The following is a 23,509-nucleotide window of genomic DNA, read 5'->3' as shown; positions in this document are numbered from 1 at the left end:
CCGACTCCTGAAGATCAAAGGGGGCGAATACTACTCGGCTTTGGCCGGCTTGGCTTCGACCTTGGCTTCAGCTCGGGCGTCTTCCTTGGCGGCTGCGGCGACGGGCTTGCTTTGCTTCTTCAGCAGCTCATTGACGCTCTTGTTCAGTTCATCGATGCGCTTGTTGAGATCAGCCAGATCCTTGTTGCTCGGCACACCCAGGGCGTTGAGAGCGCGTGCCACGCGGTCTTGGAAGACTTGTTCCAGCTTATCCCAGGTTTCAGTTGCCTTGCTCGACACCGCCATCACTTTCTCCTCGGCAGATTTACGGCTCTTCTCTTCCACTTGCTTGCCGGTTTCGACCAGGTTGTCGAAAATCTTGGCGCCCTCGCCTTGGGCCTTGGCGAAGGCACCAAGACCGGCCAGCCAGATCTGGTTGGCGGATTCGAGGATAACGTGTGCGTACTGCTTCTCTTCAGAGGCTTTCTTCAGGGTCTTGGCCATGGTGGGCTCCTTGGTTCAAATACGGATCACTAACTCAATTCAGGCATTCGGACGCCGCGTCTGCAATCGCGGGCGTCAGTACAAATCAGTCTCCCGCTCGTCGCTCTCGTCCCTGCCGGCGACTGTGTTTACAATCGGTTCGCTTTAGTCCGACGCCTGGTCATTATCGGGAGCGGTTTTGCCAAACGCATCTTTTTCCTGGCGCTTTTTTTGGCTGCCCGGCGCGTACACGACACTGTGTCTGAAACGCAACGTGGCCCCGTTGCCGCGTTTTGAGCGTCAAGCCGTGTTCCGGTGCGGCTCGCGCCGGTAGCGCCGCTGCAACGCTGTAAGATTTTTACCAAGTACATTTTCGCGACAGCCATGACCGACTCTTCCAGCGCAGGCCTCAGCCCAAGGCGCTACCAGCTCACCCACTGGCAGGCCGAACGCCTGGCTGCCAGCTATGCCGATCTGCGGGCCGACCCGCGTTACGCCGCTGCCACCCGTTTCTTCCTTGAAGATCTGTACGGTCCCTACGATTTTTCCAAGCGTGATCGCGAGGGTGAGCGCATCGTCGCCACCATGCACAAGATGCTGCCTGCCAGTGCGGTTCGGCCGCTTGAGCGGGCGTTGCAACTCAACCGTCTGACCCGCTCGCTCGACGATGCGCTTGAGCAGATGCTGTTTGTCGAAATGGGGGTCGAGCAGATCGATCTGACCAGCTACTGCGAAGCCTATCGTCGCTGTGACAATCTGGCGGCGCGGATCGAGCAGATCGAAGAAGTCGATGTCCTGGGGCGCGAGCTCGACCGGGTAGTCAGAAAGCCGCTGGTGCAACTGGCTTTGCGGATGGCGCGCGGGCCAGCCCATCTGGCGGGTCTGGGCGAATTGCAGGATTTTCTCGAACGGGGCTTCGCCGCTTTTCTTGCCATGGGCCATGCCGCACCGTTTCTTGAGCAGATCAAGCGTCGCGAGCTGATCTATCTGGACCGGATCAATGCACGTGATCCAGACCCCTTCCGAGTGATCGAAGATTAAGCAGAATCGCCCGAAACTGTTTATTTTTATTTAGTTCCGCCACTTATCTTGCAGATGATTTGCAGGATATTTTCTATATTTCCTCTCCCAGCCTCTCCCAGCCTCTCCCAGCCCTTCTCCTGCGCCGAAGCGGGACTCGGCAGCATATGGCCGCAGCACTCAGACCGCTGGCCAAGCTCATCTATGTGATTGATTAAAAAGAAATTCCTAACAAAACCGTTTATCGATTCAATCACTTTTCCGGCAAAAATTTAGCTATCGTTAATATATTGATTCAAAAGGTTCGACTGCCCAGGTCAAGGAGCTGATCGGTATGCCCAGCCTTATCACTACAGGGATCAGCTTGTTGTTCGCCCTCGTATTGAGCTTCCACAGCCATCCGGTCGAGGCAGCCGGACCCGCTATTGGGTCGAGTTGGCATTTGCAGCTTGATGGGCGTTTAAAGATGCCCGACCGTCAGCTCTACGACATCGATCTGTATGACACGCCGGCGGCGACCATTGCCTCGCTACGGGCGGCTGGTCGCATCGTGATCTGTTATTTCAGCGCGGGAACTTTTGAAGACTGGCGTCCTGACGGCGCGGGTTTTCCCGAGGCGGCGCTGGGAAAACCGCTAGCAGACTGGCCCGGTGAACGTTGGCTCGATATTCGTCATCCGACGGTCAGACAGATCATGCTGGACCGGTTGGGACTGGCGCAGCAAAAGGGTTGCGATGGGGTCGATCCGGACAATGTGGATGGTTACAGCAACGACACTGGTTTACCGCTTGGTGCTGCCGATCAGCTTGATTACAACCGCTTCCTTGCTGACGCTGCCCATGCGCGAGGCTTGTTGATCGGTCTGAAGAATGCCGTGGCGCTGGCGCCGGACCTGGTTGCCCAGTTTGATTTCGCCATCAATGAAAGCTGTTATCGCTACCGCGAATGTGGGGTCTATCAGAACTTTATTGCCCAGGGCAAAGCGGTGTTTATCGCTGAATACCGTCAACCCAGCAGTGTCTGGTGTCAGGATGCAGCGCGCAATCGTTTCTCGCTGCAATTCTTCCGACGTGGGCTCAATAGTGTGGGAACGCCCTGTCCGGGCTGAAGGTTACTAAGCGTGGTGGAGCGTCGGGTGGATTCAATCGCCTGACCCGGGGTGGATCATCGATCCACCCCTTTTTTTGAGGAGGTTGACCGAGCGTCCGTCTCAGGCACCATCGTGCCAGGGGGAAATGGTCGCGGACGCCTTAGTCTCAATCGGCTTCCATATAGCCAAGCGCAATCCTGGCTGCCTTGAATTCGGCTGACTGACGGACAGCGACCAAGGCGTCCCACACCTGGCGTGCCTGCTGCGGATCGGCCTGATAGCGGGCATGGGAGACCAGCAGATAGGTCGGGTATTCGAGGAAGGGAATCGGCATCCGTTCGACTGTGGCACTGAAGTCGCTGACCTCGCGCAGCAGCTTGTCACCGGTGGGCGCCTGGAGGACCGCCGCGTCCACCATGCCGGCTGCCACCTTGCGCATGATCTGGTATGGCTCCTTATCGCTTTCATCGATCGGCACCCGGTGCTGGCTCAGGGTCCGTGCCGCCAGAAACCCCGGTTGGGCTGCAATGGCCGATCGATAGCCCGAGAGCCGTTTGCCATCCCATTGCAGCAGGGAACCACGGTAGCGGTAGAGCGGGTAACGATCGATATAGAGATAGCGGCTTTGATCGGGCTTGCAGTCGGGGCCGGGCGGGTAGACGCCGACTTCGCAGCGCTCGGCGGTAAAGCCTGCGCCCAGTACCCCGTCCATCCGACCGGCGCGGACATCGAGCAGACAGCGCCGCCAAGGCAATGGGTGCAGCACCACCCGGATGCCTAGCCGACTGGCCGTTAGCTTGGCCAGTACTTGGTATAGTCCACCTTTATCGGGCAGTATCCAGGGATAGGTTTCATTATCTTCGTGGCACCAATTCAGCGTTGGCGCCTCGCCTGCCTGCAACGGCCCGGCCAGCAGCAGCGCCAATCCGACCATCCCGAGGCGACGCGCGGCAAAGCGGCCATTCTGCTGTTTGCTGTCGGTCCGTTTGATGGTCATGGCGAGCTGGAATGCTGGATAATCACGGCAGTTGGAATATAGTGGATTTTTAGTTCGTCCCCACCGCCTCTCAAGGATTCCCATGACCCATCCGCCGTTCCGTACCACCGACCCGATGATCGATTACCAATATCTGGGCGACGCCGCGCAATTTCTGCCGCAACTGCTTCAGGTATTCGGCCAGGAACGGTCGAACGAGGTACTCGATGCCGAATCGGTGGCGGTACTGGCCGGTTATATGCAGATCTATCAGCAACCGGCCGGCGGTTTCCTGCTGCGCGAAGGCGAGAAGAGCGACTTTCTGCTGCTTCTGCTCGAAGGCGAAGTCGATGTGCTGACCTCGCACGAGGATGGCACGCCGATCCAGATTTCCGCCATTGCCCCGGGACGGCTGATCGGCGAAATGTCGCTGGTTGATGGGGAACCACGTTTTGCCACCTGTATTGCCCGCACCGATGTGATCGTCGCCGTCCTGACCCGAGCCAGCCTCAACGAGGTGCTGGCTCAACATCCGCAGCTTGGCATGCAACTGCTGCTGCGCCTTCTGGCGCTGATCAGCCTGCGCCTGCGTCAGACCAGTCGCCGACTGGTCGAGATACTGGCCAAGACCCATCAATCGTTCTAGACAAAATAAATATTTATTTCTCGCTCTAATCAGCCACACATCTAGCAGATATTTTGCAGGATATTTTCTATTTATCCTGCCGTGGCTCACCGCAGACCGGACAGGCCGGATCGCGCCGAAACCGCAGATTACGCCAGCTACCGTCGCGCATATCGAGCAGCAACAGCCGCCCCAAGGGCACGCCAGGCATCTCCAGCAGCAATTTCAGCGCTTCGGCCGCCTGTAGGCTGCCGACCACCCCGACCAGCGGGGCAAAGACTCCGAAAGTGGCGCATGGGCCGTCACTGGCCTCCCCTTCCTCGGGAAACAGACAGCGGTAGCAGGGGCTTGAGACTTGGCGTGGATCGAAGACGGCGAATTGGCCGTCGAAGCGCACCGCCGCTCCGGACACCAGGGGCCGCCGCTGCTGCACCGCCACCCGGTTGACCGCATGACGGGTCGCGAAATTGTCGGAGCAGTCGAGTATCACATCGGCCCGAGCCGCCAGCGCAGCCAGTTGTGCTTCGTCGGCACGCAGGCACAGTGTCTCGACCTCGACCTCGGGGTTGAGCGCCGCCAAGGCGGTTCGGGCCGACTCGACCTTGGGCTGACCCAGCATGGCGGTTGAATGGATGATCTGGCGCTGTAGATTGGTCAGCTCGACCGTATCGTCATCGACCAGTATCAAGCGACCGACGCCGGCAGCGGCCAGATAGAGCGCGGCGGGGGCACCCAGCCCTCCTACGCCCACCACCAGCGCACTGGCGCTGCGCAGGCGACGCTGGCCTTCGATGCCAACCCCATCGAGCAGGATATGGCGGCTATAGCGCAGCAGCGCTGCATCATCGAGATCGTCTTGCATGAAAAACCGCAAAGGAAAAGGCCATCGTCGGACGATGGCCGATTGGAAAAGCGGCAGGCGCCGTATTTGGGCCAACCGCGTCTAGGCCAACCGCGTCTAGGCCGACCGCGTCTAGGCCGACCGCGTCTGGCCGACCGCGTCTGGCGCATTTCCAGCCAATTCGGAGTCAGCGGGTCCGGCTCGCAAAAGTCCAGGCGCTCAAGACTCAACCAGGCGTAGCGGCGACTCCGATTCACATGGCAAGGCGCTAGCCAAGTTTCTTCAGAAGCAGGCCGATCATGGCGGCGACTTGCTTCAGGTACTGGATATCCTGGGTACTCCAATCGCGTGGCTGGCTGGTCTGTTCGCAACTGACCAGACCCAGTTGCCGGCCATCGAGTTCGATAGGCAGGCTCAGCACCGAGTAGATATTGAGCGGTTCGAGCAGGCTATCGTTGAAGCAGGCCGTGATCGGGTCGCTACGCGCGTCGACGGCGACGACTTGGCGGACGTCCCGCATGGCAGCGAAATAGGGGCCGAAGTCATCTTCGCCCAGCACCATCCCGCTGCTCCACTGGTTGTCGCTCAGGTCATAGAGGCTTTCGCAGACCAGCCTGTCTTGCAGGTCACCCTGGTAGAACCAGACAGCTGCCCGGCTGACTGCCATCTCCTGCACCACGGCCCGCACCAGCATCTGATAGAACTTCGGCCGATCGAGCTTCTGCTCGGACAGCATCTTGAACAATCCCATCAGCAGGTTGGTATCGTACATCCTCACCTCCAAGGTCGAGACCGGCGGGCACCGTCAGCGATAATGTCGCCACTCCTGCGGCGTCTCATCGGCGTCGCCATGGGCGTGGTGCTGATAAACGCGGACGAATACTTCCCGCGATCTGCTGGCAGTCGAGGGCAGGCGTAGATTGTCTTGCTGTAGCGATTCGGCGTAATGAGCCAAGACGCGGCGCAACCGACCGGGCAGGCTCGCGTCCAGCCTGAAACCGCGTTGATCCAGATAGGACTCAAGCTCGGCCAGACAATGGCGGTCGAGCCGATAGCAGACCTCGACCCGACGGTGCTCGGCGTCGAGCTGGACCTCGATATCTGCCAGATCCGCCAGCAACTCGGCCGCCCGCAACGCCTGCTGCGGCGGTTCGGGGTGAAACACGATAGCGTGGCAGCAACTGTCGAGCCGATCGGGCGCCATAACCATTCCCATCATGGAAAAGGAAGGGGTAAATCCCCTTCCTTTTTATAGCTGCATCAGCCCTACAGGCAAAGCTACTTGGCGGTTGCGGTCCGGCCCACCACCTGCTGCACCTTGAGCACATTGAGCGCCTGTTGCAGCTGCGGATCTTTTTTGACCGAGATCTCGCCGGGCTTGAGTTCCTCGTCACGCTCGTCCTTGTCGCTGCGCGGCTTTTTGGGGGCCGGCGCCGGCTTGGTGTCGGACTTGGGTTCGGGCTGTCTCGTCTCGGGTTTGCTCTCCGGCCGGTTCTCGCCCTGTGGGTTGTTCAGATGGTGCTCGAGGTCGGCTTCGCGAATCCGGAAGGCTTCGAGGCTGACGCCGTTGATCGGGGCCTCTTCGACCTCGATATCGGGGACGATGCCCTTGGCCTGGATCGAACGGCCACCCGGCGTGAAATAGCGGGCCGTGGTGAGCTTGATGGCCGAGTCTTTGCCGACCGGCAGGATGGTCTGGACCGAACCTTTGCCGAAGGTCTGGGTACCGACCACCACCGCACGCTTATGGTCTTGCAGCGCTCCGGCCACGATCTCGGAGGCCGAGGCCGAGCCTGCATTGACCAGCACCACCAGCGGCACGTTCTTGATTTCGCGTGGCAGCGATTTGAAGCTGTCCTTGCCGTCACGACCGACGAACTCACGCGAGGCGGTCAGGCGAACCTTGGAATCGGGCGTGCGGCCATCGGTATAGACCACCAGCGCATCGTCGGGCAGGAAGATCGACGATACGCCAACGGCCGCGTTGAGCACGCCGCCCGGGTCGTTGCGCAGGTCGAGGACCAGGCCCTTGAGGGCGGTCTTGTTTTCTTTGTAGAGCTTCTCTACCGCACGGGCGACGTCTTCGGTCGAGCGTTCCTGGAACTGGGCCAGGCGGATATAGCCAAAGCCCGGCTCGAGCATTTTGAATTTGACGCTTTGCACCTTGATGATCGAGCGCATCAGGGTGAATTGCAGCGGCTTGGTTTCACCCTTGCGCAGTACGGTGAGTACCACCTGGGTATTGGGCTTGCCGCGCATCTTGGACACGGCCTCATTGAGCGACAGGCCGCGCACCGGGGTTTCGTCGATCTTCATGATCAGATCGCCCGGCTTGATGCCGGCACGGGCGGCGGGAGTGTCTTCGATCGGCGAGACTACCCGGACCAGGCCGTCTTCGAGATTGACCTCCAGGCCCAGACCACCGAATTCACCGGCAGTGCTGACCCGCAGGTCTTTGTAGGATTCAGGATCGAGATAGGCGGAATGCGGATCGAGTCCGCTCAACATGCCGTTGATCGCCTCATTGATCAGTTTCTTGTCTTCGACCGGCTCGACGTAGTTCTGTTTGACCCGGTCATAGACTTCGGTAAAGGCACGCAGCTCGTTGAGTGGCAGCGGCGATAGGGTGTCCTTGCTGGCCAGCGCCGAGACCCCGGCGGTCAGCAGCGCCCCGACGCCGGCACCGGCGACCAACCAGCTGAATTTTTGCAATTTTGCCTGCATGAGCTACCTCTTTGCCGCTACGCCGTCCTATCTGGCCCACACCATAGGGTCGACCGGACGGCTTTGATGTCTGATTTCGAAGTATACGCCCGTTTCGCCACCGCCACCGCTGTTGCCACTTGTGGCAACTTCGTCACCGGCGCGCACCTTGTCGCCGACCTGACGCAAGAGCGATTCGGCCGCACCATAGAGGCTCATATAGCCGCCACCATGGTCCACGATCAGCATATTACCGAATCCGCGCAGCCAGTCAGCAAACACCACCTGACCGCTGGCCACCGCCTTGACCGGCTGGCCGCCACTGGCGCGGATAAAAATGCCTTTCCAGGAAGCGCCTTCCTGACGCTGGGCGCCAAAGCGTCCGATCACCTCACCGCGCAGCGGCAATTTAAGTTTGCCTTTGAGCGCAGCAAAGTTCGGCTCGGCCGTTGGGCGCTCGGGGGTCGGCGTCGATTCGGGCGTAACGGCCGGTTGGACTGGCTCGGCCTTGGCCGGTTCAGTGGCGGGCGTAGCCGGTCGGTCCGGACCGACTGCCGGTTTATTGGTCGATTTCTCCGGCTTGGCCCGTGCCGCTTCGCGTGCCTTCTGCCGCTCCAGCCTGGCCAGCCGCTCGCGCTCCTGCGCCGCTTTGGCCTCGCGCCGGCGCATCAGCCGGTCCAAGCTCTCCACCAGTCGGGTCAGCCGTTTCTCATCCTGCTCGAGCCGGCCGATCTCGCGCCGCTGCTGGCCGATCTCGGCCGCCAGCTGGCTCAGAACGCGCTGGCGCTGGTTCTGCTCGGCTTGCAGCAGGTCACGCTGGCGCTTTTTCTCGGCGGTCAGCTGGTCGAGTTCCTGTTCCTTGGCTTTCAGCCTGGCAGCCAGACTATCGAGTTCTCCCACCTGCTTGACCAGTTGCTGGCGAACATCGTTCTGGGCGGCGGCGATATAACGGAAATAATGCAGATCACGCGCCAGCTGCCCCGGCTCCTGGCGGTTGAGCAGGATTTGCAGCATCTGCTGATCGCCATGGCGGTAACGGGCGCGCAGCAAAGTGCGCAATTGGGCGCGGCTGCCGGCCAGCCGGTCGCGCAGCGTGGCGATCCGCTTCTCGGTCTGGGCACGGTCGGTGCGCGCCTGGGCTTGATCGCGGTCGAGTTGCTCCAGCAGACGATTGGCGTCGCTGATCGCCCGTTCGGAGTCCTTCAAGGCGTCGGCCGCTTCGTGGCGGGTCGCTTCATTGGCCTGGAGCTCCTGCTTGAGTGCCTCGATCTTATGGCGCAGGTCCTGCAAATCCTGGGCAGGCTGCTCCGGCTCGGCCGCCAGCACGGCACCGAGCCACAGCCAAGCGGCCACTGCTCGCAACAGCTTCACGGGCGTAATCAGAGGAATTCGATCAATGAGTGGCCGCTCATCTCGGGCGGCTGGGCTAATCCCATCATGGCCAGCAGCGTCGGCGCCACATCCTTGAGTGAGCCGCTGCCGGGCGGGGCAAGCCGGGCCGGGCGGCCGATATAGAGAAACGGCACCAGATCGGTGGTGTGCTGGGTATGCGGCTGGGCGGAGCCCTGGTCCCACATCTTTTCGCAATTGCCGTGGTCGGCGGTGATCAGCACCTCGCCGCCGGCCGCCAGCATGGCTGCGACGCAACGGCCGACGCAGACATCGAGCGCCTCGACCGCCTTGACCGCAGCGGAAAAATTGCCCGTGTGGCCAACCATATCGCCATTGGCCAGATTGCAGATGATGGCGTGATAGCTGCCGGCGGCGATGGCCTCCACGATCCGGTCGCTGACTTCGAACGCGCTCATCTCGGGCTTGAGGTCATAGGTGGCGACCTTGGGCGACGGCACCAGCACGCGGTCTTCGCCCGGGAAGGGCTGTTCTTCGCCGCCCGAGAAGAAATAGGTCACATGTGGATATTTCTCGGTCTCGGCGATACGAAGCTGGCGCAGGCCAAGCCCGGCGATATATTCGCCAAAGCTCTGGCTGACCTTTTCCTTTTCGTAGGCCACCGGATAAGGGTAGGCATCGGCATAGCGGGTCAGCGTGGCGTAGAGGCCGAGCTTGGGGCAGCGCTGGCGGGCAAAGCCGGCAAACTCGGGATCGTTGAGCGCCGTGCTCAATTCGCGCGCCCGGTCGGCGCGGAAATTCATGAACACCGCCACATCGCCGTCTTCGAGCCGCAGCGGCGCGGCACCGGCCGGGCGGATCGAGGTGGCCTGGACGAATTCGTCATTTTCGCCACGCTCGTAGGCCGCTTGCAGCGCGTCCTGTGCATTGTCGGCCACGAACGGCGCCTCGCCTTCGACCAGCAGACGGTAGGCCGGCTCGACCCGTTCCCAGCGCTGGTCGCGGTCCATGGCATAGTAACGGCCGACGACGCCGGCGATTTGGGCGCCAGGGCAGTCGCGGCATACCGCTTCGAGTCGTTCGAGATAGGTGGCGGCACTGCGCGGCGGGGTGTCGCGGCCGTCGAGGAAGGCATGGATGGCAATGCGCGCCACACCGGCTGCATGGGCGGCGCGGATCAGCGCATGGATATGGTTTTCGTGGCTATGCACGCCACCGTCGGAAATCAGGCCCAGCAGATGGAGCGTGCGGTCAGTGGCACGCGCCTGTTCGATCGCGCGAGCCAAAACCGGGTTGCGGCCGATGGTGCCGTCGGCGACATCGCAGTCGATCCGGCTGATATCCTGTTGCAGCACCCGACCGGCCCCGATATTGAGATGGCCGACCTCGGAATTGCCGAACTGGCCGGCCGGTAGCCCCACATATTGTTCCGATGCATTGATCGTGCTGTAGGGGTAACGGGCGGTCAAACGGTCCCAATTGGGCTTGTCGGCATGGAGGATGGCGTTGTCCTCACCATCGGTGCGATGGCCGAAGCCGTCGAGGATCAGCAGCAGTACGGGCGTTACAGCAGTCATGTCGGCGCTCAAAATTGGACGGTTGCAGGATTCCATCGGGCCGTCCCGCCTTGTTGCGGGGGGCACAGCGAACGTTTACCATTCTACCATTTGAGCCGCCCATGGCTCGCAACAAGAGGCATACCTGCGGAAGCCCAGCTCAGGCCGGATCGACGACCGCAGTCGCCGTACAGGATAAGTGGCTCGCCACCCCTGCCCGACGTTTCCCCACGCCCACACCGGACGCCATTCAATGTCTTACCAGTTGATCCAGGACGACGAACAAATCGAACAAGCCTCCCGCGCCATGAAGGCGATGTCGCACCCGCTGCGACTCAAGATACTCTGCGTGCTCGGCGAGAACGAAGTCAGCGTGCAGGATATCGTAGAGGCCGTCGGCACTTCGCAGAGCAATATCTCCCAGCATCTGGCCATCATGCGCGAGAAAGGCGTGCTGCGGACCCGCAAAGACGCCAACCGCGTCTACTACCGGGTCGGCGATGCCCGGACCCTTGAAGTGGTCAGCATGATGCGCGACGTGTTCTGCGGCTTTACCCGCTGACTCCACGCCGTCCGGTTTCCCCGCAAAGCCCCGCCAGCGCGGGGCTTTGGCTTTACTCGGGTCTAATCGGTCGATAAGCGCTATTTAAAATATAGCGACAATACGTCGCCAGACTGGGCAAGCCTTTTAAGAAAAAATAAAAAATATTATTTCTTTTCCTCTGTTTTCCCTCCCCTTCCCCCAATAAAAAAGCCGCCCTCAGGCGGCTTAGATCGGCGCAGCAGACTCAGGCCTGCGGACGCTCGTATTCGATCAGCGCATAAGCCGAGTGGTTATGGATCGACTCGAAATTCTCCGACTCCACCACATAGGCATCGATACGCGTATCGGCCGTCAGACGGGCAGCCACATCGCGCACCATATCCTCGACAAACTTGGGATTCTCGTAGGCGCGCTCGGTGACGTACTTCTCGTCGGGGCGCTTCAGCAGGCCATAGAGTTCGCAGGAAGCCTGCTCCTCCACCACCCGGATCAGCTCTTCGATCCAGACATGGCTATTGATCCTGGCCGTGATGGTGACGTGGGAGCGCTGGTTGTGGGCGCCGTATTGGGAAATCTTCTTCGAGCACGGGCACAGGCTGGTAACCGGCACCAGCACCTTGAGGGTCTGGGTAAAGCGGCCGTGGTCGATCGCGCCGATCAGGGTGACGTCGTAATCGAGCAGGCTCTGCACGCCCGAGATCGGGGCGGTCTTGTTGACGAAATAGGGGAAACGCATCTCGATATAGCCCGACTCGGCGTCGAGGCGCTGCACCATTTCGCGCAGGATGGTTTCGAACGATTCGACCGAGATTTCCTTGTCGTGACTATTGAGAATCTCGACGAAGCGCGACATGTGGGTGCCCTTGAAGTGCTGGGGCAGGTAGACATACATGTCAAAGGTGGCAATGGTGTGCTGGCTGCCGTCGGCCTTGTCGGCTACCCGGATCGGATGGCGGATCGATTTGATGCCGACTTTATTGATCGCGATATTACGGTTGTCGGGCGAGTTCTGCACGTCGGCGATCGGGGTTTGCGGTGCGTTCATGAATAGCGATTCCTGGAAACGTTGGCAGCGATTATAACCGGGCAAAAATACCCGAGTAAACTAATCGGGAATTGGTGGCGGTTGCTGAAAATCTCAAGCGCGGCTAGCGATGAGTAATTCTCATGATTGCGATAGCCTAGTCCCTCCCTGGACCTGGACAGCCAGGCTGTCTCGCCAGAGATATTCAGCAGGTTATATTTATATATCGATAATTCCCGCGATAACCCTTGCAAAGGTTTTACAGGAAATTTTCCATGAAGCTGGGATCAGTCAGCGAAGGCACGTCGGATCGAAGCCGTGATGCCAGCCGCGTCGAGTCCGCAGTCGGCCAGTTGGCGTACCGGCTCGGCATGATCGACATAGTGGTCGGGCAGGCCCAATTGCAGCACCGGACGCAGCACGCCCATGGCGTTGAGCGCCTCGGTCACGGCTGAACCGGCGCCGCCCATCACCACGTTTTCCTCGACCGTCACTAGTCGCTCGTGCGTCTCGGCAATGCGACGCAGCAACGCAAGATCGAGCGGCTTGACCCAGCGCATATTGACCACCGTGGCATCGAATGCCTCGGCAGCCTCCAGACTGGGCGCCACCATGGTGCCAAAGGCCAGGATGGCGATGCCGTGGCCTTCGCGGCGCACCTCGGCGCAGCCGATCGGCAAGGCGGTGAATTCGCGCTCCACCTTCACGCCCGGACCACTGCCGCGCGGATAGCGCACCGCTGTCGGACCATCGTGCATAAAGCAGGTGTAGAGCATCTGACGGCATTCGTTCTCGTCGGCGGGCGCAGCGATGGTCATATTGGGAATGCAGCGCATAAAGCTCAGATCGAAGCTGCCGGCATGGGTCGGGCCGTCGGCCCCGACCTGACCGGCGCGGTCGATGGCAAACAGCACCGGCAGATTCTGTAGCGCCACATCGTGGATCAGCTGGTCATAGGCGCGCTGCAAGAAGGTCGAATAGATCGCCACCACGGGCTTCAGCCCTTCACAGGCCATCCCGGCGGCGAAGGTCACGGCGTGCTGCTCGGCGATCCCGACATCGTAGTAGCGCTCGGGGAACTCCTTCTCGAAACGCACCAGGCCCGAGCCTTCGCGCATCGCCGGGGTGATGCCGATCAGTCGCGAATCCTGCCGCGCCATATCGCACAGCCAGTCGCCGAAGATCTGGGTATAGCTGGGCCGGCTGCTCGACTTGGCTGCCATGCCGTCGGCCGGGGTAAACGGCGTCACCGCGTGGTATTTGACCGGATCGCCTTCGGCCAGCTTGTAGCCGGCGCCCTTCTTGGTCACCACATGGAGGAATTGCGGACCCGACAGGCTCTTGAGGTTCTGCAGCGTCGGCACCAGGGTGTCGAGGTCGTGGCCGTCGATCGGACCGACATAGTGGAAACCGAATTCCTCGAACAGCGTGGACGGGGTAAACAGTCCCTTGAAATGCTCTTCGCCACGGCGCACCAGCTCATGGATCGGTGGCACCGTGCCCAGCACTTTGGAGCCGGTCGAACGGAAACCCTGGTAGAAGCGACCCGACAGCAGCTTGGCCAGATAGGAATTGAAGGCGCCGACATTGGGCGAGATCGACATCTCGTTGTCGTTGAGGATCACCAGCAGATCGGTTTCCTTGTCGCCGGCGTTGTTGAGCGCCTCGAAAGCCATCCCGGCGGTCATGGCGCCGTCGCCGATGATCGCCACGCATTTGCGCCGCTCGCCTTTGAGCTTGCTGGCTTCGGCCATCCCGGCCGCAGCGCCGATACTGGTCGAGCTGTGACCGACGCCGAAGGTGTCGTATTCGCTTTCCTCGCGCTTGGGAAAGCCGGCCAGGCCACCGCCCTTGCGCATGGTGTGCATACGGTCGCGCCGGCCGGTCAGCACCTTGTGCGGATAGGTCTGATGACCCACATCCCACACCAGCCGGTCGTGCGGGGTATCGAACACATAATGCAGCGCAATGGTCAGCTCGATGGTGCCCAGATTGGAGGCGAAATGGCCGCCGGTCTGGCTGATCGAGTCGAGCAGGAATACGCGCAGCGACTCGGCGAGCGGCTTGAGCTGGGCGGGTTCGAGCTGTTTGAGGTCGGCCGGCAGGCTGACTTGGTCAAGAAGCGGTGTAGTCATCGGGAAGCGGTTCAGGAAAGCGGAAAACGGTAGGCAGCCGGCGGCGCGGCCAGGCCGCGTCCGCCAGGGCGGGCGGCGGCCCGGAGCATCAGAAGGTCCGCTGCACGATAAACGCCGCCAGCTCACGCAGACGGGTGGCGCGCTGGCCGAAGTCGCTCAGGCAGTCGAGTGCCTCGGCTTCGAGTTCGGCGGCGCGGCGCTTGGCCTCCTTGAGGCCGAGCAGCGAGACATAGGTGGGTTTGTCGTGGGCGGCATCCTTGCCGGCGGTCTTGCCCAAGGTGGCGCTGTCGGCTTCGACATCGAGAATATCGTCGACCACCTGGAAAGCGAGCCCGACCAGCTTGGCGAAACGATCAAGACGCTGCCGTGCGGCTTCGGCCATCGGCTCGCCGCAGTAGCTGCCAAGCAGGGTGGAAGCCCGGATCAGCGCACCGGTCTTGAGGATGTGCATGGTTTCGAGTTCGGGCAGGGTCAGGCTGCGCCCGACCGAATCGAGATCGATCGCCTGGCCGCCCGCCATGCCGAAGCTGCCCGAGGCGTCGGCCAGCAGCTTGATCATGGTCAGCTGGTCGGCCGGCTCCACGCACAGCGGCTGCGCGGCCAGCACCGAGAAGGCGGCGGTTTGCAGCGCGTCACCGGCCAGCAAGGCAGTGGCCTCGTCGAATTCGATATGGACGGTCGGCTTGCCACGGCGCAGGGTATCGTCGTCCATGCACGGCAGGTCGTCGTGCACCAGCGAATAGGCATGGATCAGCTCGACCGCCGCTGCCGCGTACTGCAAGCGCTCAGGTGGGGCGGACACCAGTTCGCCGGCGGCAAATACCAGCAGCGGCCGCACCCGCTTACCGCCACCGAGCACCGCATAGCGCATCGCATCGTGCAGTTTCTGCGGCAGCTGGCCCGCAGTCGGCAGTACCTCGGCCAGGGTATGTTCGAGACGCTGCTGGACGGCATGGGTCCAGGACGGGAAATCGGCGCTTTGCATCGGTCAGCCCTCGTCGCGCTCGAACGGTGTCAGGGTGTCGCCGTCGAGCATCTTGATTTGTTGTTCGGCCGCGTCGAGCTGTGCCTGGCAGAACTTGAGCAGCTCACCGCCACGTTTATAGGCAGCCAGCGAGGCTTCGAGCGACAGCTCGCCGCGCTCGATCTCGGCGATCAGTGCCTCCAGTTCAGCCTGGGCCGCTTCGAACGACTGGGGTTTGGCAGCTTTGGCCATTGGCGGTTCTCTCCGCGCTACGGAAAACCGGCCGATTTTACCCGCTTGCGCCGGCTTGTCGCAGTGCAACGACAAAAAAACCCGCCGCTGTCGCGGGGTCGTCTACAAAAAAACGCGCCCCAGATTGCTCCGGGGCGCCCAAGTACCCAAGCGTAGGCAAAACCAGCCATCGTCACACCCGCATCCGGGCGCCCAGTCGAACCGGCGGCGTCTGGACCCTGGCAACTGCCAGGGCGACGGCCTACGCCACCGCCGGCGGAAAAGCTCATCAGAACTGGAAGTGCTCGTCCTCCAAGGCCATTAACGGCTTGGCACCGCTGGCCAGTCGCGCCAGCAGCATCTGGGTTTCCGGCAGCAGCTTGGCATAGTAGAAACGGGCCGTGGCGAGCTTGGCGCCGTAGAACGGCTCGTGGCTCTTGGGCAGGCTGAGCGCCGCCATCCGAGCCCAGAACCAGCCAAATACCAGATGGCCGAGCAGACGCAGATAATCGGTCGCCGCAGCGCCAGCCTCGTCGCGGTTCTGCATCGAGGCCATGCCGATCTTGAGCGTCACTTCGCCCATGGCCTTGTTGAGCTGAGCCAGCGGCGTGATGAACTCGGCCATGGCGGCGTCACCCTCGTGGGCTTCGCAGAACTTGTGCACCAGCTTGGTGAATTTACGCAGTTTCTGGCCCTGGTCGAGCAGCACCTTGCGGCCGATCAGATCGAGCGCCTGGATGCCGTTGGTGCCTTCGTAGATCTGGGCGATACGGGCATCGCGCACAAACTGCTCCATGCCCCATTCGCGGATATAGCCATGGCCACCGAACACTTGCAGACCCAGGTTGGCCGCTTCAAAGCCGTTGTCGGTCATAAAGGCCTTGGCCACCGGGATCAGCAGCGCCATCAGGTCTGCCGCATCCTGGCGCTGGGCCGGGTCTTCGGCCCGGTCCTCGACATCGAGCAATAGCGCAAGCCAGCTCGAAAACGCCCGGCCGCCCTCGGCATAGGCCTTCATGGTCAGCAGCATCCGGCGCACATCGGGGTGGACGATGATCGGGTCGGCGGGCTTGTCGGGCGCAGCCGGCATATTCATGGCGCGCATCTGCAGACGGTCGCGGGCATAGGCGAGTGCAGCTTGGAAGGCCACTTCATTGATGCCCAGACCCTGCATGCCGACGCCCAGCCGGGCAGCGTTCATCATGGTGAACATATATTGCATGCCGCGATTGGCTTCGCCGATCAGAAAGCCGGTCGCCCCATCGAAGTTCATCACGCAGGTGGCATTGCCCTTGATGCCCATCTTGTGTTCGAGCGAACCCACACTGACGGCGTTACGCTCGCCCACCCCGCCGCCGTTGGGCAGGAATTTAGGCACGATGAACAGCGAGATGCCCTTGACGTCCTTGGGCGCGTCAGGCAGGCGGGCCAGCACCAGATGGACCACGTTATCGCTCATGTCGTGGTCGCCGCTGGAAATGAAGATCTTGGTGCCGCTGATCTGGTAGCTGCCGTCGGCCTGCGGCTCCGCGCGGGTCTTGAGCAGGCCGAGGTCGGTGCCGCAGTGCGGTTCGGTCAGACACATGGTGCCCGACCAGTTGCCGTTGATCAGGTGCGGCAGATAGGTGTTCTTCTGCTCATCGGAACCGTGGGCGTGGATGGCGGCGTACGCGCCATGCGACAGGCCCGGATACATGGCCCAGGCCATATTGGCCGAGGTATTCATTTCCGAGATCGGAAAACCCAGGGTCTTGGGCAACCCCTGACCACCGTAGTCGGGATCACAATCGAGGCCGGTCCAACCGTCGGCGCAGAAGCGCTGGTAGGCGTCCTTGAAGCCCTGCGGCGTGATCACCTGGCCATTTTCGAGCCGGCAGCCTTCCTCGTCGCCACTGCGGTTGAGCGGTTGCAGCACTTCTTCGGCGAAGCGGGCGGCGCTCTCCAGCACGGAATCGATCAGTTCACGATTGGCATCCTGATAACCGGGCAGACCGGTCAACGTGGTTTCGACATCCAGAAGTTCGTGCAGCACGAATTGCATGTCGCGCAGGGGGGCGCGGTAATTGGCCATGATGCGTCTCCGGTAGAGGGTACCGCCCTGGAGCGGCGAGGTCTGGCGCCTGGCGGCGTCTTGTTCGGAACCATCACCGACGCGGCTTGTAGCGGATGGGCGTCGGACTACGACTAATCCTAGCAGCTCAGACGGCAATTTCAAACAATCGTTTAACCGGCAGATTTGCCACTGTCGCAAAACAGTCATCCAAGCGCTTGCTTTGTGCAGAAAGATCACGGCCGCTTGGCGCCCGAGCAGTGGGCCGACTAGTGTAAGTAGCGATGCGCCAGCCAGGCGCGATACCCGACGACCCTGCCCATGAGCCCCGCTCTCGACCGCCTCGCCATCGATCGCCAAGCCCTGCCCCGTCGCCGTTCCAAGAAACCTTTATTCATCGTGCTGGCCCTGCTTGCCGTTGCAGCCGTTGTCGCGATTGGCCGCACCGGTCGGCCGATCCCGGTCGAAACGGTACGGGTGGTGCAAGCCTGGCCATCAGCCGGCTTGAGCCAATTGACCGCCACCGGCTATGTGGTGGCGCAGAAAAAAGCCGCCGTCGCCTCCAAGGCCACTGGCCGGCTCGAATGGCTGGGCGTGCGGGAAGGCTCGGCCGTCAAGGCCGGCGAAACGCTGGCCCGGCTCGAGAGTGCCGATCTGGCGGCCCAGGTGGCGCAGGCGGTCGCCAATGTGGAAGCGGCGCGCGCCCGGCTGAAACAGGCCGAGGCCGAAGCGATCGAAGCGGGCCGGGCACTGCGGCGCAGCCGTGAATTATTGGCGCAGGGCTTTCTCTCGGCAGCGGCTCACGACAATGCCATCTCGCGCGACGCCCAGGCCCGCGCCCTGATCGCCGCGCAACAGGCAGCGGTACGCCAGGCCGAGGCCCTGGTGACGGCCGCCCGGGTCGCACTCGACAACACCGTCATCCGCGCCCCGTTTGCCGGTGTGGTGCTGACCAAGAATGCCGACGTCGGCGATGTGATCTCTCCCTTCAATGCCAGCGCCGACTCCAAGGGTGCCGTCATCACCTTGGCCGATATGGCCACGCTCGAAGTCGAAGCCGATGTCTCGGAAACCAGCCTGTTCAAAGCCCGGCTCGAGCAGCCCTGCGAAATCCAGCTCGATGCCCTGCCTGAGCTGCGTCTGCTGGGCCAGGTCCGCAGCATCGTCCCCTCGGTGGACCGGGCCAAGGCCACCATCACCTTCAAGATCGGCTTTAGCGAACGCGATCCACGCGTGCTGCCGCAGATGAGCGCCAAGGTCAATTTTCTAGAACGTCCGCTCAAGGCCGACGAGCGCCGGCCGCGTATTGCCATCAACCCAAAGACCGTGCAGGACAGCGCCGTCTTCGTGGTCGAAAACGGCATCGCCCGCCGCCAGCCTGTCGAGCTGGGCGCGAAGCTGGGCGATCTGGTCGAAGTGCGGCGCGGTCTGCGGCTCGATCAGGCGATCGTGCTGTCGCCGGGTGAACTCAAGGACGGCGCCGCCGTGACGGAGAAGAAGGCATGAGCGCAGAAGCCGCCATCGCCATCCGCCACGTCAGCAAGCACTACCGGCGCGGCCACCAGGATATTCCGGTGCTGGTCGATATCGATTTCGACATTGCCGCCGGTGACTTTCTGGCGCTGATGGGGCCGTCGGGCTCGGGCAAGTCGACGCTGCTCAATCTGATTGCCGGTATCGACCGGCCCAGCTCGGGCAGCATCCTGGTCAACGGTGTCGATATTGCCCGACTCAGCGAGGCCGAATTGGCCGACTGGCGCGCCAGCCACATCGGTTTCATCTTCCAGTTCTACAACCTGATGCCGGTGCTGACTGCGCTGGAAAACGTCGAGCTGCCGCTGATGCTGACCCGGCTCGGCCGCCGCGAGCGACGCGAACATGCGCAGCTCGCGCTGGAGATGGTCGGCCTGGCCGACCGGGTCGAGCACTACCCCAATGAACTGTCGGGTGGTCAGCAGCAGCGGGTGGCGATTGCCCGGGCGCTCGTTACCGATCCGGAACTGGTGGTGGCGGATGAACCGACCGGCGACCTTGACCGCAAGTCGGCCGGCGAGATTCTCGATCTGCTCGACCGGCTCAACGGCGAGCTGGGCAAGACCATTGTGATGGTGACGCACGATGCCCGCGCCGCTGAACGGGCTCATGCGATCCGCCATCTGGAAAAAGGCGAGCTGTCGGCCTTGCAGATCAATCCGCGCGCGACTCCGGTCGCGACACCGGGCTAGGGCGGCCATCATGCTGGAGCTGGTGTTGCGGATGGCCTTCAAGAACTGTCTGCGCCACCGGCTGCGTGCCTTGCTGACGCTGGCGGGCCTGATGGTGGCCATCCTGGCTTTCGGTCTGTTGCGCACCGTGGTGGCGGCCTGGTATTCGGGCGCGGACGCCGCCTCGGACAAGCGGCTGATCACCCGCAATGCCACCTCACTGGTGTTCTCGCTGCCGATTGCCTACGGCGAGCGGCTGCGGGCGATCGAGGGGGTCAGCCGGGTGTCGTGGGCCAACTGGTTTGGCGGCATCTATATCGAGGAAAAGAATTTCTTTGCCAATTTCGCCGTCGACCCGCCGAGCTATCTGGCGCTCTACCCTGAATTCCTGATCGCCGACGAGCAGCGCAGCGCCTTTCTGCGCGACCGCCAGGGCGCCCTGGTCGGGCGCAAACTTGCCGCGCGCCATGGCTGGAAGATCGGCGATACCGTAACGCTGCGCGGCACCATCTTCCCGGGTAACTGGAATTTCGTGATCCGCGGCATCTACCAAGGCCGCGACCGCAATACCGACGAAAACCAGTTCTTCTTCCACTGGCACTACCTCAACGAACGGGTGCGCGCCGTGGTGCCGCGCCGGGCCGACAACGTCGGCGTGTTTATCGTCGGTCTGCGCGACGGCGGCGATGCCGCCCTGGTGTCCGAGCGGATCGACGCCCAGTTCCGCAATTCGCTGGCAGAAACGCTGAGCGAGACGGAAAAAGCCTTCCAGCTGGGTTTCGTCGCCCAGACCGAAACCATTGTGCTGGCGATCCAACTGGTGTCCTTCGTGGTGATCCTGATCATCATGGCCGTGATGGCCAACACCATGGCGATGGCCGCGCGCGAGCGGACGGCCGAGTATGCCACCCTCAAGGCGCTGGGCTTTGCGCCGGCGCTGGTGGGCTGGCTGGTGCTGGCCGAATCGCTGGCGCTGTGCGCGATGGGCGGCGGCCTGGGCATCTTGCTGACCTTCCCGGCCTGTCGGGCCATCGGCGAGCAGCTTGGCAATATCTTTCCAGTGTTCGATGTCGCCACCGCCACCCTATGGCAGCAGACGGCAGCGGCGGCGCTGATTGGACTCGTGGCCGCCGCCGTGCCGGCCTGGCGGGCGATGCGGATCAGGGTGGTCGATGGCCTGCGGGCGGTCGCCTGAGCGTGGGGAAGCCGTCATGGGACAAATAGAAAATTTTCAGCAAAACCAATGCAAGATAGGGTCTAATGTATATAAGAAAAGTAAAAATTTTCTCTCCCACCACCCTCACCTACTCTTTCCTCCCTCCTCCCCCCGGAGCGACCGATGAGTCGCATTCCGTTCCAGTACGTCTGGCGCAATCTGCTGACCCGCAAGCTGACCACGCTGCTGACGGCCGGCGGGATGGCGCTGGTGGTGTTCGTGTTCGCCACGGTACTGATGCTCGACGCCGGCCTGCGCCAGACGCTCGAGGCCACCGGTTCGCCCCACAATGTGCTGGCGATCCGCAAGGGTTCGCAGACCGAGGTGCAGAGCGGCATTTCCCGCCCGGAAGCGGCCATTATCGAGACCGATCCGGGTGTGGCCTACGATGCCCAGGGGCAGCGTCGGCTCAGCAAGGAGACGGTGGTGCTGATCTCGCTGACCAAGAAAGCCATCAACCAACCAGCCAATGTGGTGGTGCGCGGCACCTCGGCGATGGGCATGGCGCTGCGGCCGCAAGCCCGCCTGATCGCCGGGCGGCCGTTTCGGCCCGGACGGGCCGAGATTGTGGTCGGACGCGCGATTGCCGAGGGCTTTGCCGGGGTGCAGCTCGGCGCCACACTGCGCTTTGGCCGACGCGAATGGCAGGTGGTCGGGATCTTCGACGGCGGCAAGACCGGTTTCAATTCGGAGATATGGGGCGATGCCGAACAGATGCTGCAAGCGTTCCGCCGGCTCGGCTACTCGGCGGTGCTGTTCGAGCTGGCCGACCCGGGCAGCTTCGAGACGGTCAGCCGGCGGCTCCTGGCCGACCCGCGCCTGACGCTCGAATACAAGCGCGAAACCCAGTTCTATGCCGACCAATCCGAAGTGATGGCCAAATTCATCACCATCCTTGGCATGGTGCTGAGCGGGATTTTCTCGATCGGCGCCATTATCGGCGCGATGATCACCATGTATGCCGCCGTGGCCAACCGGGTCGGCGAAATCGGCGCGCTGCGGGCGCTGGGTTTTCGCCGCAGCAGCATCCTCGGCGCCTTTCTGGCCGAGTCGCTGCTGTTGAGCCTGTTGGGGGGCATCGCCGGCGTGATGCTCGCGTCGACCATGCAGTGGTTCGGCATCTCGACCATGAACTGGCAGACCTTCTCCGAACTCGCCTTCACGTTCAGCCTCACCCCGGCCATCGTGCTCAAGTCGCTCGGCTTTGCCCTGTTTATGGGCTTGATCGGCGGTTTCCTGCCTGCTGCGCGCGCAGCCAGGATGAATATCGTCGATGCCTTGCGGGCAGGTTGAGCGTCGGCAGGCAGAAGCCGCAGCGCACTCGGGGCAGCTCGGCGTCAGAGGGTCCGGATACCGCGTGTCAGCCTCAGACTGACCGACCAGCCCTGCCAGCAACGCCGATTTAAGCGGCAATGCGCCAGCCGAAAATCCGGCTCTCCAGCACCCACCCTCCCCGTCGCCTCTTCTGGCCAGGTCGCCCGATCCACGACTCCGCAATACCGTCTCCAGCAGTCGGCAGCAGACCCGGATGGTTGGGCGGCGCAGCTTGGCTGGGCTGGTCTGTTTTGTCTGGCCAGCGCATTTCCAGACAACACGGAGTCAGTGTGTCCGGACCTCAGAGCACAGGCCGTCTCACTCAAGCAGGCTTGGCAGCGACGCCGATCTAGACGGAGATGCGCTAGCGAGGGACAGGAAAAGGCCGCAAAGACTCAGGAGTCATGGTGTTCGCTGCCTAACCGAGTCGGACGCGGCGGCTTCCAAGGCAGGGGGCCGAGCACGAAGCGATTAACGGCACAGCGCGATGGCGCACGAGCCGGCTGCGGCTTGGTATCATCGGCGGGAAACCCGGTCGCCTGCTGCACTTTCCGCCACGGCGTCAGTCTGAAACGTTTTGAGCCTTCCCCACTTCGCCATGCCACGCCAGTATTTGCGCCGCCGCCTGCCTGACCGCGACACTTTCACCCGGCATCCGTTTTTGCGCCGCTGTGCCCCCTGGCTGGGGCATCACAATCTGTGGCATCTGAACCGCCGCTCGGTTGCCGGCGGTTTTGCGGTAGGGCTGTTCTGCGGTCTGGTACCCGGACCGCTGCAAATGGTCGCCGCCACCCTGGTGGCCTTGCTGCTACGGGTCAATCTGCCTGTGGCGGTCTGCACCACCTTCTATACCAATCCCCTGACTATCGTTCCGCTGTATTTGCTGGCCTTTGGCATCGGCCGACTGCTGGTCGGTGCGCACGGCCCGACCGTGGTGCCGCCCACGCCCGAATTCCATTGGGGAGCGCTGGGCGAGACCGCACGCGGCTGGATCGACTGGATCAGCCAACTCGGCCTGCCGCTCGCCATTGGCCTGCCGGTGCTCGCCACGGTCCTTGCCGCGCTGGGCTACGCCGCCGTGCACTACGGCTGGCGACTCCATGTGGTGCGTGCCCTGCGCCGCCGCCGCGCCCGAATGGCCCAGGCGGTCTGAACATTCCCGGTCAAACCGGCAAGGCTCGGCTAGTCTTGAGACTGAACCGGC

General features: G+C 62.4%; 22 protein-coding genes. 9 read left to right on the top strand and 13 right to left on the bottom strand.

Annotated elements, in window-relative coordinates:
• Window positions 1-30 precede the first annotated feature (30 nt).
• Window positions 31-483, bottom strand: coding sequence for a phasin family protein (locus ACFOW7_RS00730; protein ID WP_378159965.1), 453 nt, complete (start codon window positions 481-483; stop codon window positions 31-33).
• Between the two features lie 363 nt (window positions 484-846).
• On the opposite strand from ACFOW7_RS00730, the gene ACFOW7_RS00725 reads away from it, so the two are divergent.
• Both ACFOW7_RS00725 and ACFOW7_RS00720 read left to right on the top strand, forming a co-directional pair.
• Entirely contained in the window at window positions 847-1,503 is a 657-nt protein-coding gene (locus ACFOW7_RS00725; RefSeq protein WP_378159963.1) for an FFLEELY motif protein, read from the top strand.
• 313 nt (window positions 1,504-1,816) lie between these two features.
• Window positions 1,817-2,590, top strand: coding sequence for an endo alpha-1,4 polygalactosaminidase (locus ACFOW7_RS00720; RefSeq protein WP_378159961.1), 774 nt, complete (start codon window positions 1,817-1,819; stop codon window positions 2,588-2,590).
• Window positions 2,591-2,738: 148 nt separating this feature from the next.
• On the opposite strand, the gene ACFOW7_RS00715 is transcribed toward ACFOW7_RS00720, so the two are convergent.
• A complete protein-coding gene (locus ACFOW7_RS00715) occupies window positions 2,739-3,569 on the bottom strand; it encodes a substrate-binding periplasmic protein (protein WP_378159959.1) in 831 nt (276 codons plus the stop codon).
• An 82-nt stretch (window positions 3,570-3,651) separates the two neighbouring features.
• Here ACFOW7_RS00715 and ACFOW7_RS00710 point away from each other — a divergent pair, with 82 nt between their 5' ends.
• A complete protein-coding gene (locus ACFOW7_RS00710; protein ID WP_378159957.1) occupies window positions 3,652-4,194 on the top strand; it encodes a cyclic nucleotide-binding domain-containing protein in 543 nt (180 codons plus the stop codon).
• A 67-nt stretch (window positions 4,195-4,261) separates the two neighbouring features.
• Here ACFOW7_RS00710 and ACFOW7_RS00705 read toward each other — a convergent pair whose 3' ends face one another.
• From ACFOW7_RS00705 to gpmI, 6 genes are all read right to left on the bottom strand, one after another.
• On the bottom strand, window positions 4,262-5,035 hold the full coding sequence (locus ACFOW7_RS00705; protein WP_378159955.1) for a HesA/MoeB/ThiF family protein: 774 nt from the start codon (window positions 5,033-5,035) through the stop codon (window positions 4,262-4,264).
• Window positions 5,036-5,282: 247 nt separating this feature from the next.
• Window positions 5,283-5,786 (bottom strand): GAF domain-containing protein, encoded by a 504-nt coding sequence (locus ACFOW7_RS00700; RefSeq protein ID WP_378159953.1) that lies wholly within the window; start codon window positions 5,784-5,786, stop codon window positions 5,283-5,285.
• 33 nt (window positions 5,787-5,819) lie between these two features.
• Entirely contained in the window at window positions 5,820-6,218 is a 399-nt protein-coding gene (locus ACFOW7_RS00695) for a hypothetical protein (RefSeq protein ID WP_378159951.1), read from the bottom strand.
• Window positions 6,219-6,292: 74 nt separating this feature from the next.
• On the bottom strand, window positions 6,293-7,738 hold the full coding sequence (locus ACFOW7_RS00690; RefSeq protein ID WP_378159949.1) for a S41 family peptidase: 1,446 nt from the start codon (window positions 7,736-7,738) through the stop codon (window positions 6,293-6,295).
• Between the two features lie 27 nt (window positions 7,739-7,765).
• Complete coding sequence (locus ACFOW7_RS00685; protein ID WP_378159947.1) at window positions 7,766-9,088, bottom strand: murein hydrolase activator EnvC family protein; 1,323 nt, start codon at window positions 9,086-9,088, stop codon at window positions 7,766-7,768.
• 8 nt (window positions 9,089-9,096) lie between these two features.
• A complete protein-coding gene (gene gpmI, locus ACFOW7_RS00680; RefSeq protein WP_378159945.1) occupies window positions 9,097-10,644 on the bottom strand; it encodes a 2,3-bisphosphoglycerate-independent phosphoglycerate mutase in 1,548 nt (515 codons plus the stop codon).
• 232 nt (window positions 10,645-10,876) lie between these two features.
• Between gpmI and ACFOW7_RS00675 the strand changes: the two genes are divergently transcribed.
• Entirely contained in the window at window positions 10,877-11,185 is a 309-nt protein-coding gene (locus ACFOW7_RS00675) for an ArsR/SmtB family transcription factor (RefSeq protein ID WP_378159943.1), read from the top strand.
• Window positions 11,186-11,411: 226 nt separating this feature from the next.
• Here the strand turns inward: ACFOW7_RS00675 and folE2 are convergent, their stop codons facing one another.
• The 5 genes from folE2 to ACFOW7_RS00650 form a co-directional block, all read right to left on the bottom strand.
• Window positions 11,412-12,212, bottom strand: coding sequence for a GTP cyclohydrolase FolE2 (folE2, locus tag ACFOW7_RS00670; protein WP_378159941.1), 801 nt, complete (start codon window positions 12,210-12,212; stop codon window positions 11,412-11,414).
• Window positions 12,213-12,478: 266 nt separating this feature from the next.
• Window positions 12,479-14,326 (bottom strand): 1-deoxy-D-xylulose-5-phosphate synthase, encoded by a 1,848-nt coding sequence (gene dxs, locus ACFOW7_RS00665; protein WP_378159938.1) that lies wholly within the window; start codon window positions 14,324-14,326, stop codon window positions 12,479-12,481.
• Between the two features lie 88 nt (window positions 14,327-14,414).
• Window positions 14,415-15,311 (bottom strand): polyprenyl synthetase family protein, encoded by an 897-nt coding sequence (locus ACFOW7_RS00660; RefSeq protein WP_378159936.1) that lies wholly within the window; start codon window positions 15,309-15,311, stop codon window positions 14,415-14,417.
• A gap of 3 nt (window positions 15,312-15,314) precedes the next feature.
• On the bottom strand, window positions 15,315-15,542 hold the full coding sequence (locus ACFOW7_RS00655) for an exodeoxyribonuclease VII small subunit (RefSeq protein WP_378159934.1): 228 nt from the start codon (window positions 15,540-15,542) through the stop codon (window positions 15,315-15,317).
• Window positions 15,543-15,810: 268 nt separating this feature from the next.
• Window positions 15,811-17,592, bottom strand: coding sequence for an acyl-CoA dehydrogenase C-terminal domain-containing protein (locus ACFOW7_RS00650; protein WP_378159932.1), 1,782 nt, complete (start codon window positions 17,590-17,592; stop codon window positions 15,811-15,813).
• Between the two features lie 300 nt (window positions 17,593-17,892).
• Between ACFOW7_RS00650 and ACFOW7_RS00645 the strand changes: the two genes are divergently transcribed.
• The 5 genes from ACFOW7_RS00645 (at window position 17,893) to ACFOW7_RS00625 (ending at window position 23,458) form a co-directional block, all read left to right on the top strand.
• The gene (locus ACFOW7_RS00645) at window positions 17,893-19,077 is read left to right on the top strand and encodes an efflux RND transporter periplasmic adaptor subunit (RefSeq protein ID WP_378159930.1); all 1,185 of its coding nucleotides are present in this window, start codon (window positions 17,893-17,895) and stop codon (window positions 19,075-19,077) included.
• The gene (locus ACFOW7_RS00640; RefSeq protein WP_378159928.1) at window positions 19,074-19,796 is read left to right on the top strand and encodes an ABC transporter ATP-binding protein; all 723 of its coding nucleotides are present in this window, start codon (window positions 19,074-19,076) and stop codon (window positions 19,794-19,796) included. The genes ACFOW7_RS00645 and ACFOW7_RS00640 overlap by 4 nt, the downstream gene beginning before the upstream one ends.
• Window positions 19,797-19,806: 10 nt before the next feature.
• Complete coding sequence (locus ACFOW7_RS00635) at window positions 19,807-20,970, top strand: ABC transporter permease (RefSeq protein ID WP_378159926.1); 1,164 nt, start codon at window positions 19,807-19,809, stop codon at window positions 20,968-20,970.
• Between the two features lie 144 nt (window positions 20,971-21,114).
• Window positions 21,115-22,284, top strand: a complete 1,170-nt coding sequence (locus ACFOW7_RS00630; protein WP_378159924.1) for an ABC transporter permease — start codon at window positions 21,115-21,117, stop codon at window positions 22,282-22,284.
• 598 nt (window positions 22,285-22,882) lie between these two features.
• Window positions 22,883-23,458 (top strand): DUF2062 domain-containing protein, encoded by a 576-nt coding sequence (locus ACFOW7_RS00625; protein WP_378159922.1) that lies wholly within the window; start codon window positions 22,883-22,885, stop codon window positions 23,456-23,458.
• Window positions 23,459-23,509 lie beyond the last annotated feature (51 nt).

Source organism: Chitinimonas lacunae (assembly GCF_042650885.1).
Lineage (GTDB): Bacteria > Pseudomonadota > Gammaproteobacteria > Burkholderiales > Chitinimonadaceae > Chitinimonas_A > Chitinimonas_A lacunae.
Note: the sequence above shows the minus strand (reverse complement) of the source record. Positions and strands in the feature narration are given on the sequence as shown.

Coding starts and splice junctions, on each gene's coding strand:
- folE2 (WP_378159941.1), bottom strand. CDS start 12,212: ATGAACGCACCGCAAACCCCGATCGCCGACGTGCAGAACTCGCCCGAC.
- ACFOW7_RS00700 (WP_378159953.1), bottom strand. CDS start 5,786: ATGTACGATACCAACCTGCTGATGGGATTGTTCAAGATGCTGTCCGAG.
- ACFOW7_RS00725 (WP_378159963.1), top strand. CDS start 847: ATGACCGACTCTTCCAGCGCAGGCCTCAGCCCAAGGCGCTACCAGCTC.
- ACFOW7_RS00720 (WP_378159961.1), top strand. CDS start 1,817: ATGCCCAGCCTTATCACTACAGGGATCAGCTTGTTGTTCGCCCTCGTA.
- ACFOW7_RS00630 (WP_378159924.1), top strand. CDS start 21,115: ATGAGTCGCATTCCGTTCCAGTACGTCTGGCGCAATCTGCTGACCCGC.
- ACFOW7_RS00650 (WP_378159932.1), bottom strand. CDS start 17,592: ATGGCCAATTACCGCGCCCCCCTGCGCGACATGCAATTCGTGCTGCAC.
- ACFOW7_RS00645 (WP_378159930.1), top strand. CDS start 17,893: ATGAGCCCCGCTCTCGACCGCCTCGCCATCGATCGCCAAGCCCTGCCC.
- ACFOW7_RS00635 (WP_378159926.1), top strand. CDS start 19,807: ATGCTGGAGCTGGTGTTGCGGATGGCCTTCAAGAACTGTCTGCGCCAC.
- dxs (WP_378159938.1), bottom strand. CDS start 14,326: ATGACTACACCGCTTCTTGACCAAGTCAGCCTGCCGGCCGACCTCAAA.
- ACFOW7_RS00710 (WP_378159957.1), top strand. CDS start 3,652: ATGACCCATCCGCCGTTCCGTACCACCGACCCGATGATCGATTACCAA.
- ACFOW7_RS00655 (WP_378159934.1), bottom strand. CDS start 15,542: ATGGCCAAAGCTGCCAAACCCCAGTCGTTCGAAGCGGCCCAGGCTGAA.
- ACFOW7_RS00715 (WP_378159959.1), bottom strand. CDS start 3,569: ATGACCATCAAACGGACCGACAGCAAACAGCAGAATGGCCGCTTTGCC.
- ACFOW7_RS00705 (WP_378159955.1), bottom strand. CDS start 5,035: ATGCAAGACGATCTCGATGATGCAGCGCTGCTGCGCTATAGCCGCCAT.
- ACFOW7_RS00660 (WP_378159936.1), bottom strand. CDS start 15,311: ATGCAAAGCGCCGATTTCCCGTCCTGGACCCATGCCGTCCAGCAGCGT.
- ACFOW7_RS00690 (WP_378159949.1), bottom strand. CDS start 7,738: ATGCAGGCAAAATTGCAAAAATTCAGCTGGTTGGTCGCCGGTGCCGGC.
- ACFOW7_RS00640 (WP_378159928.1), top strand. CDS start 19,074: ATGAGCGCAGAAGCCGCCATCGCCATCCGCCACGTCAGCAAGCACTAC.
- ACFOW7_RS00695 (WP_378159951.1), bottom strand. CDS start 6,218: ATGGCGCCCGATCGGCTCGACAGTTGCTGCCACGCTATCGTGTTTCAC.
- ACFOW7_RS00675 (WP_378159943.1), top strand. CDS start 10,877: ATGTCTTACCAGTTGATCCAGGACGACGAACAAATCGAACAAGCCTCC.
- gpmI (WP_378159945.1), bottom strand. CDS start 10,644: ATGACTGCTGTAACGCCCGTACTGCTGCTGATCCTCGACGGCTTCGGC.
- ACFOW7_RS00730 (WP_378159965.1), bottom strand. CDS start 483: ATGGCCAAGACCCTGAAGAAAGCCTCTGAAGAGAAGCAGTACGCACAC.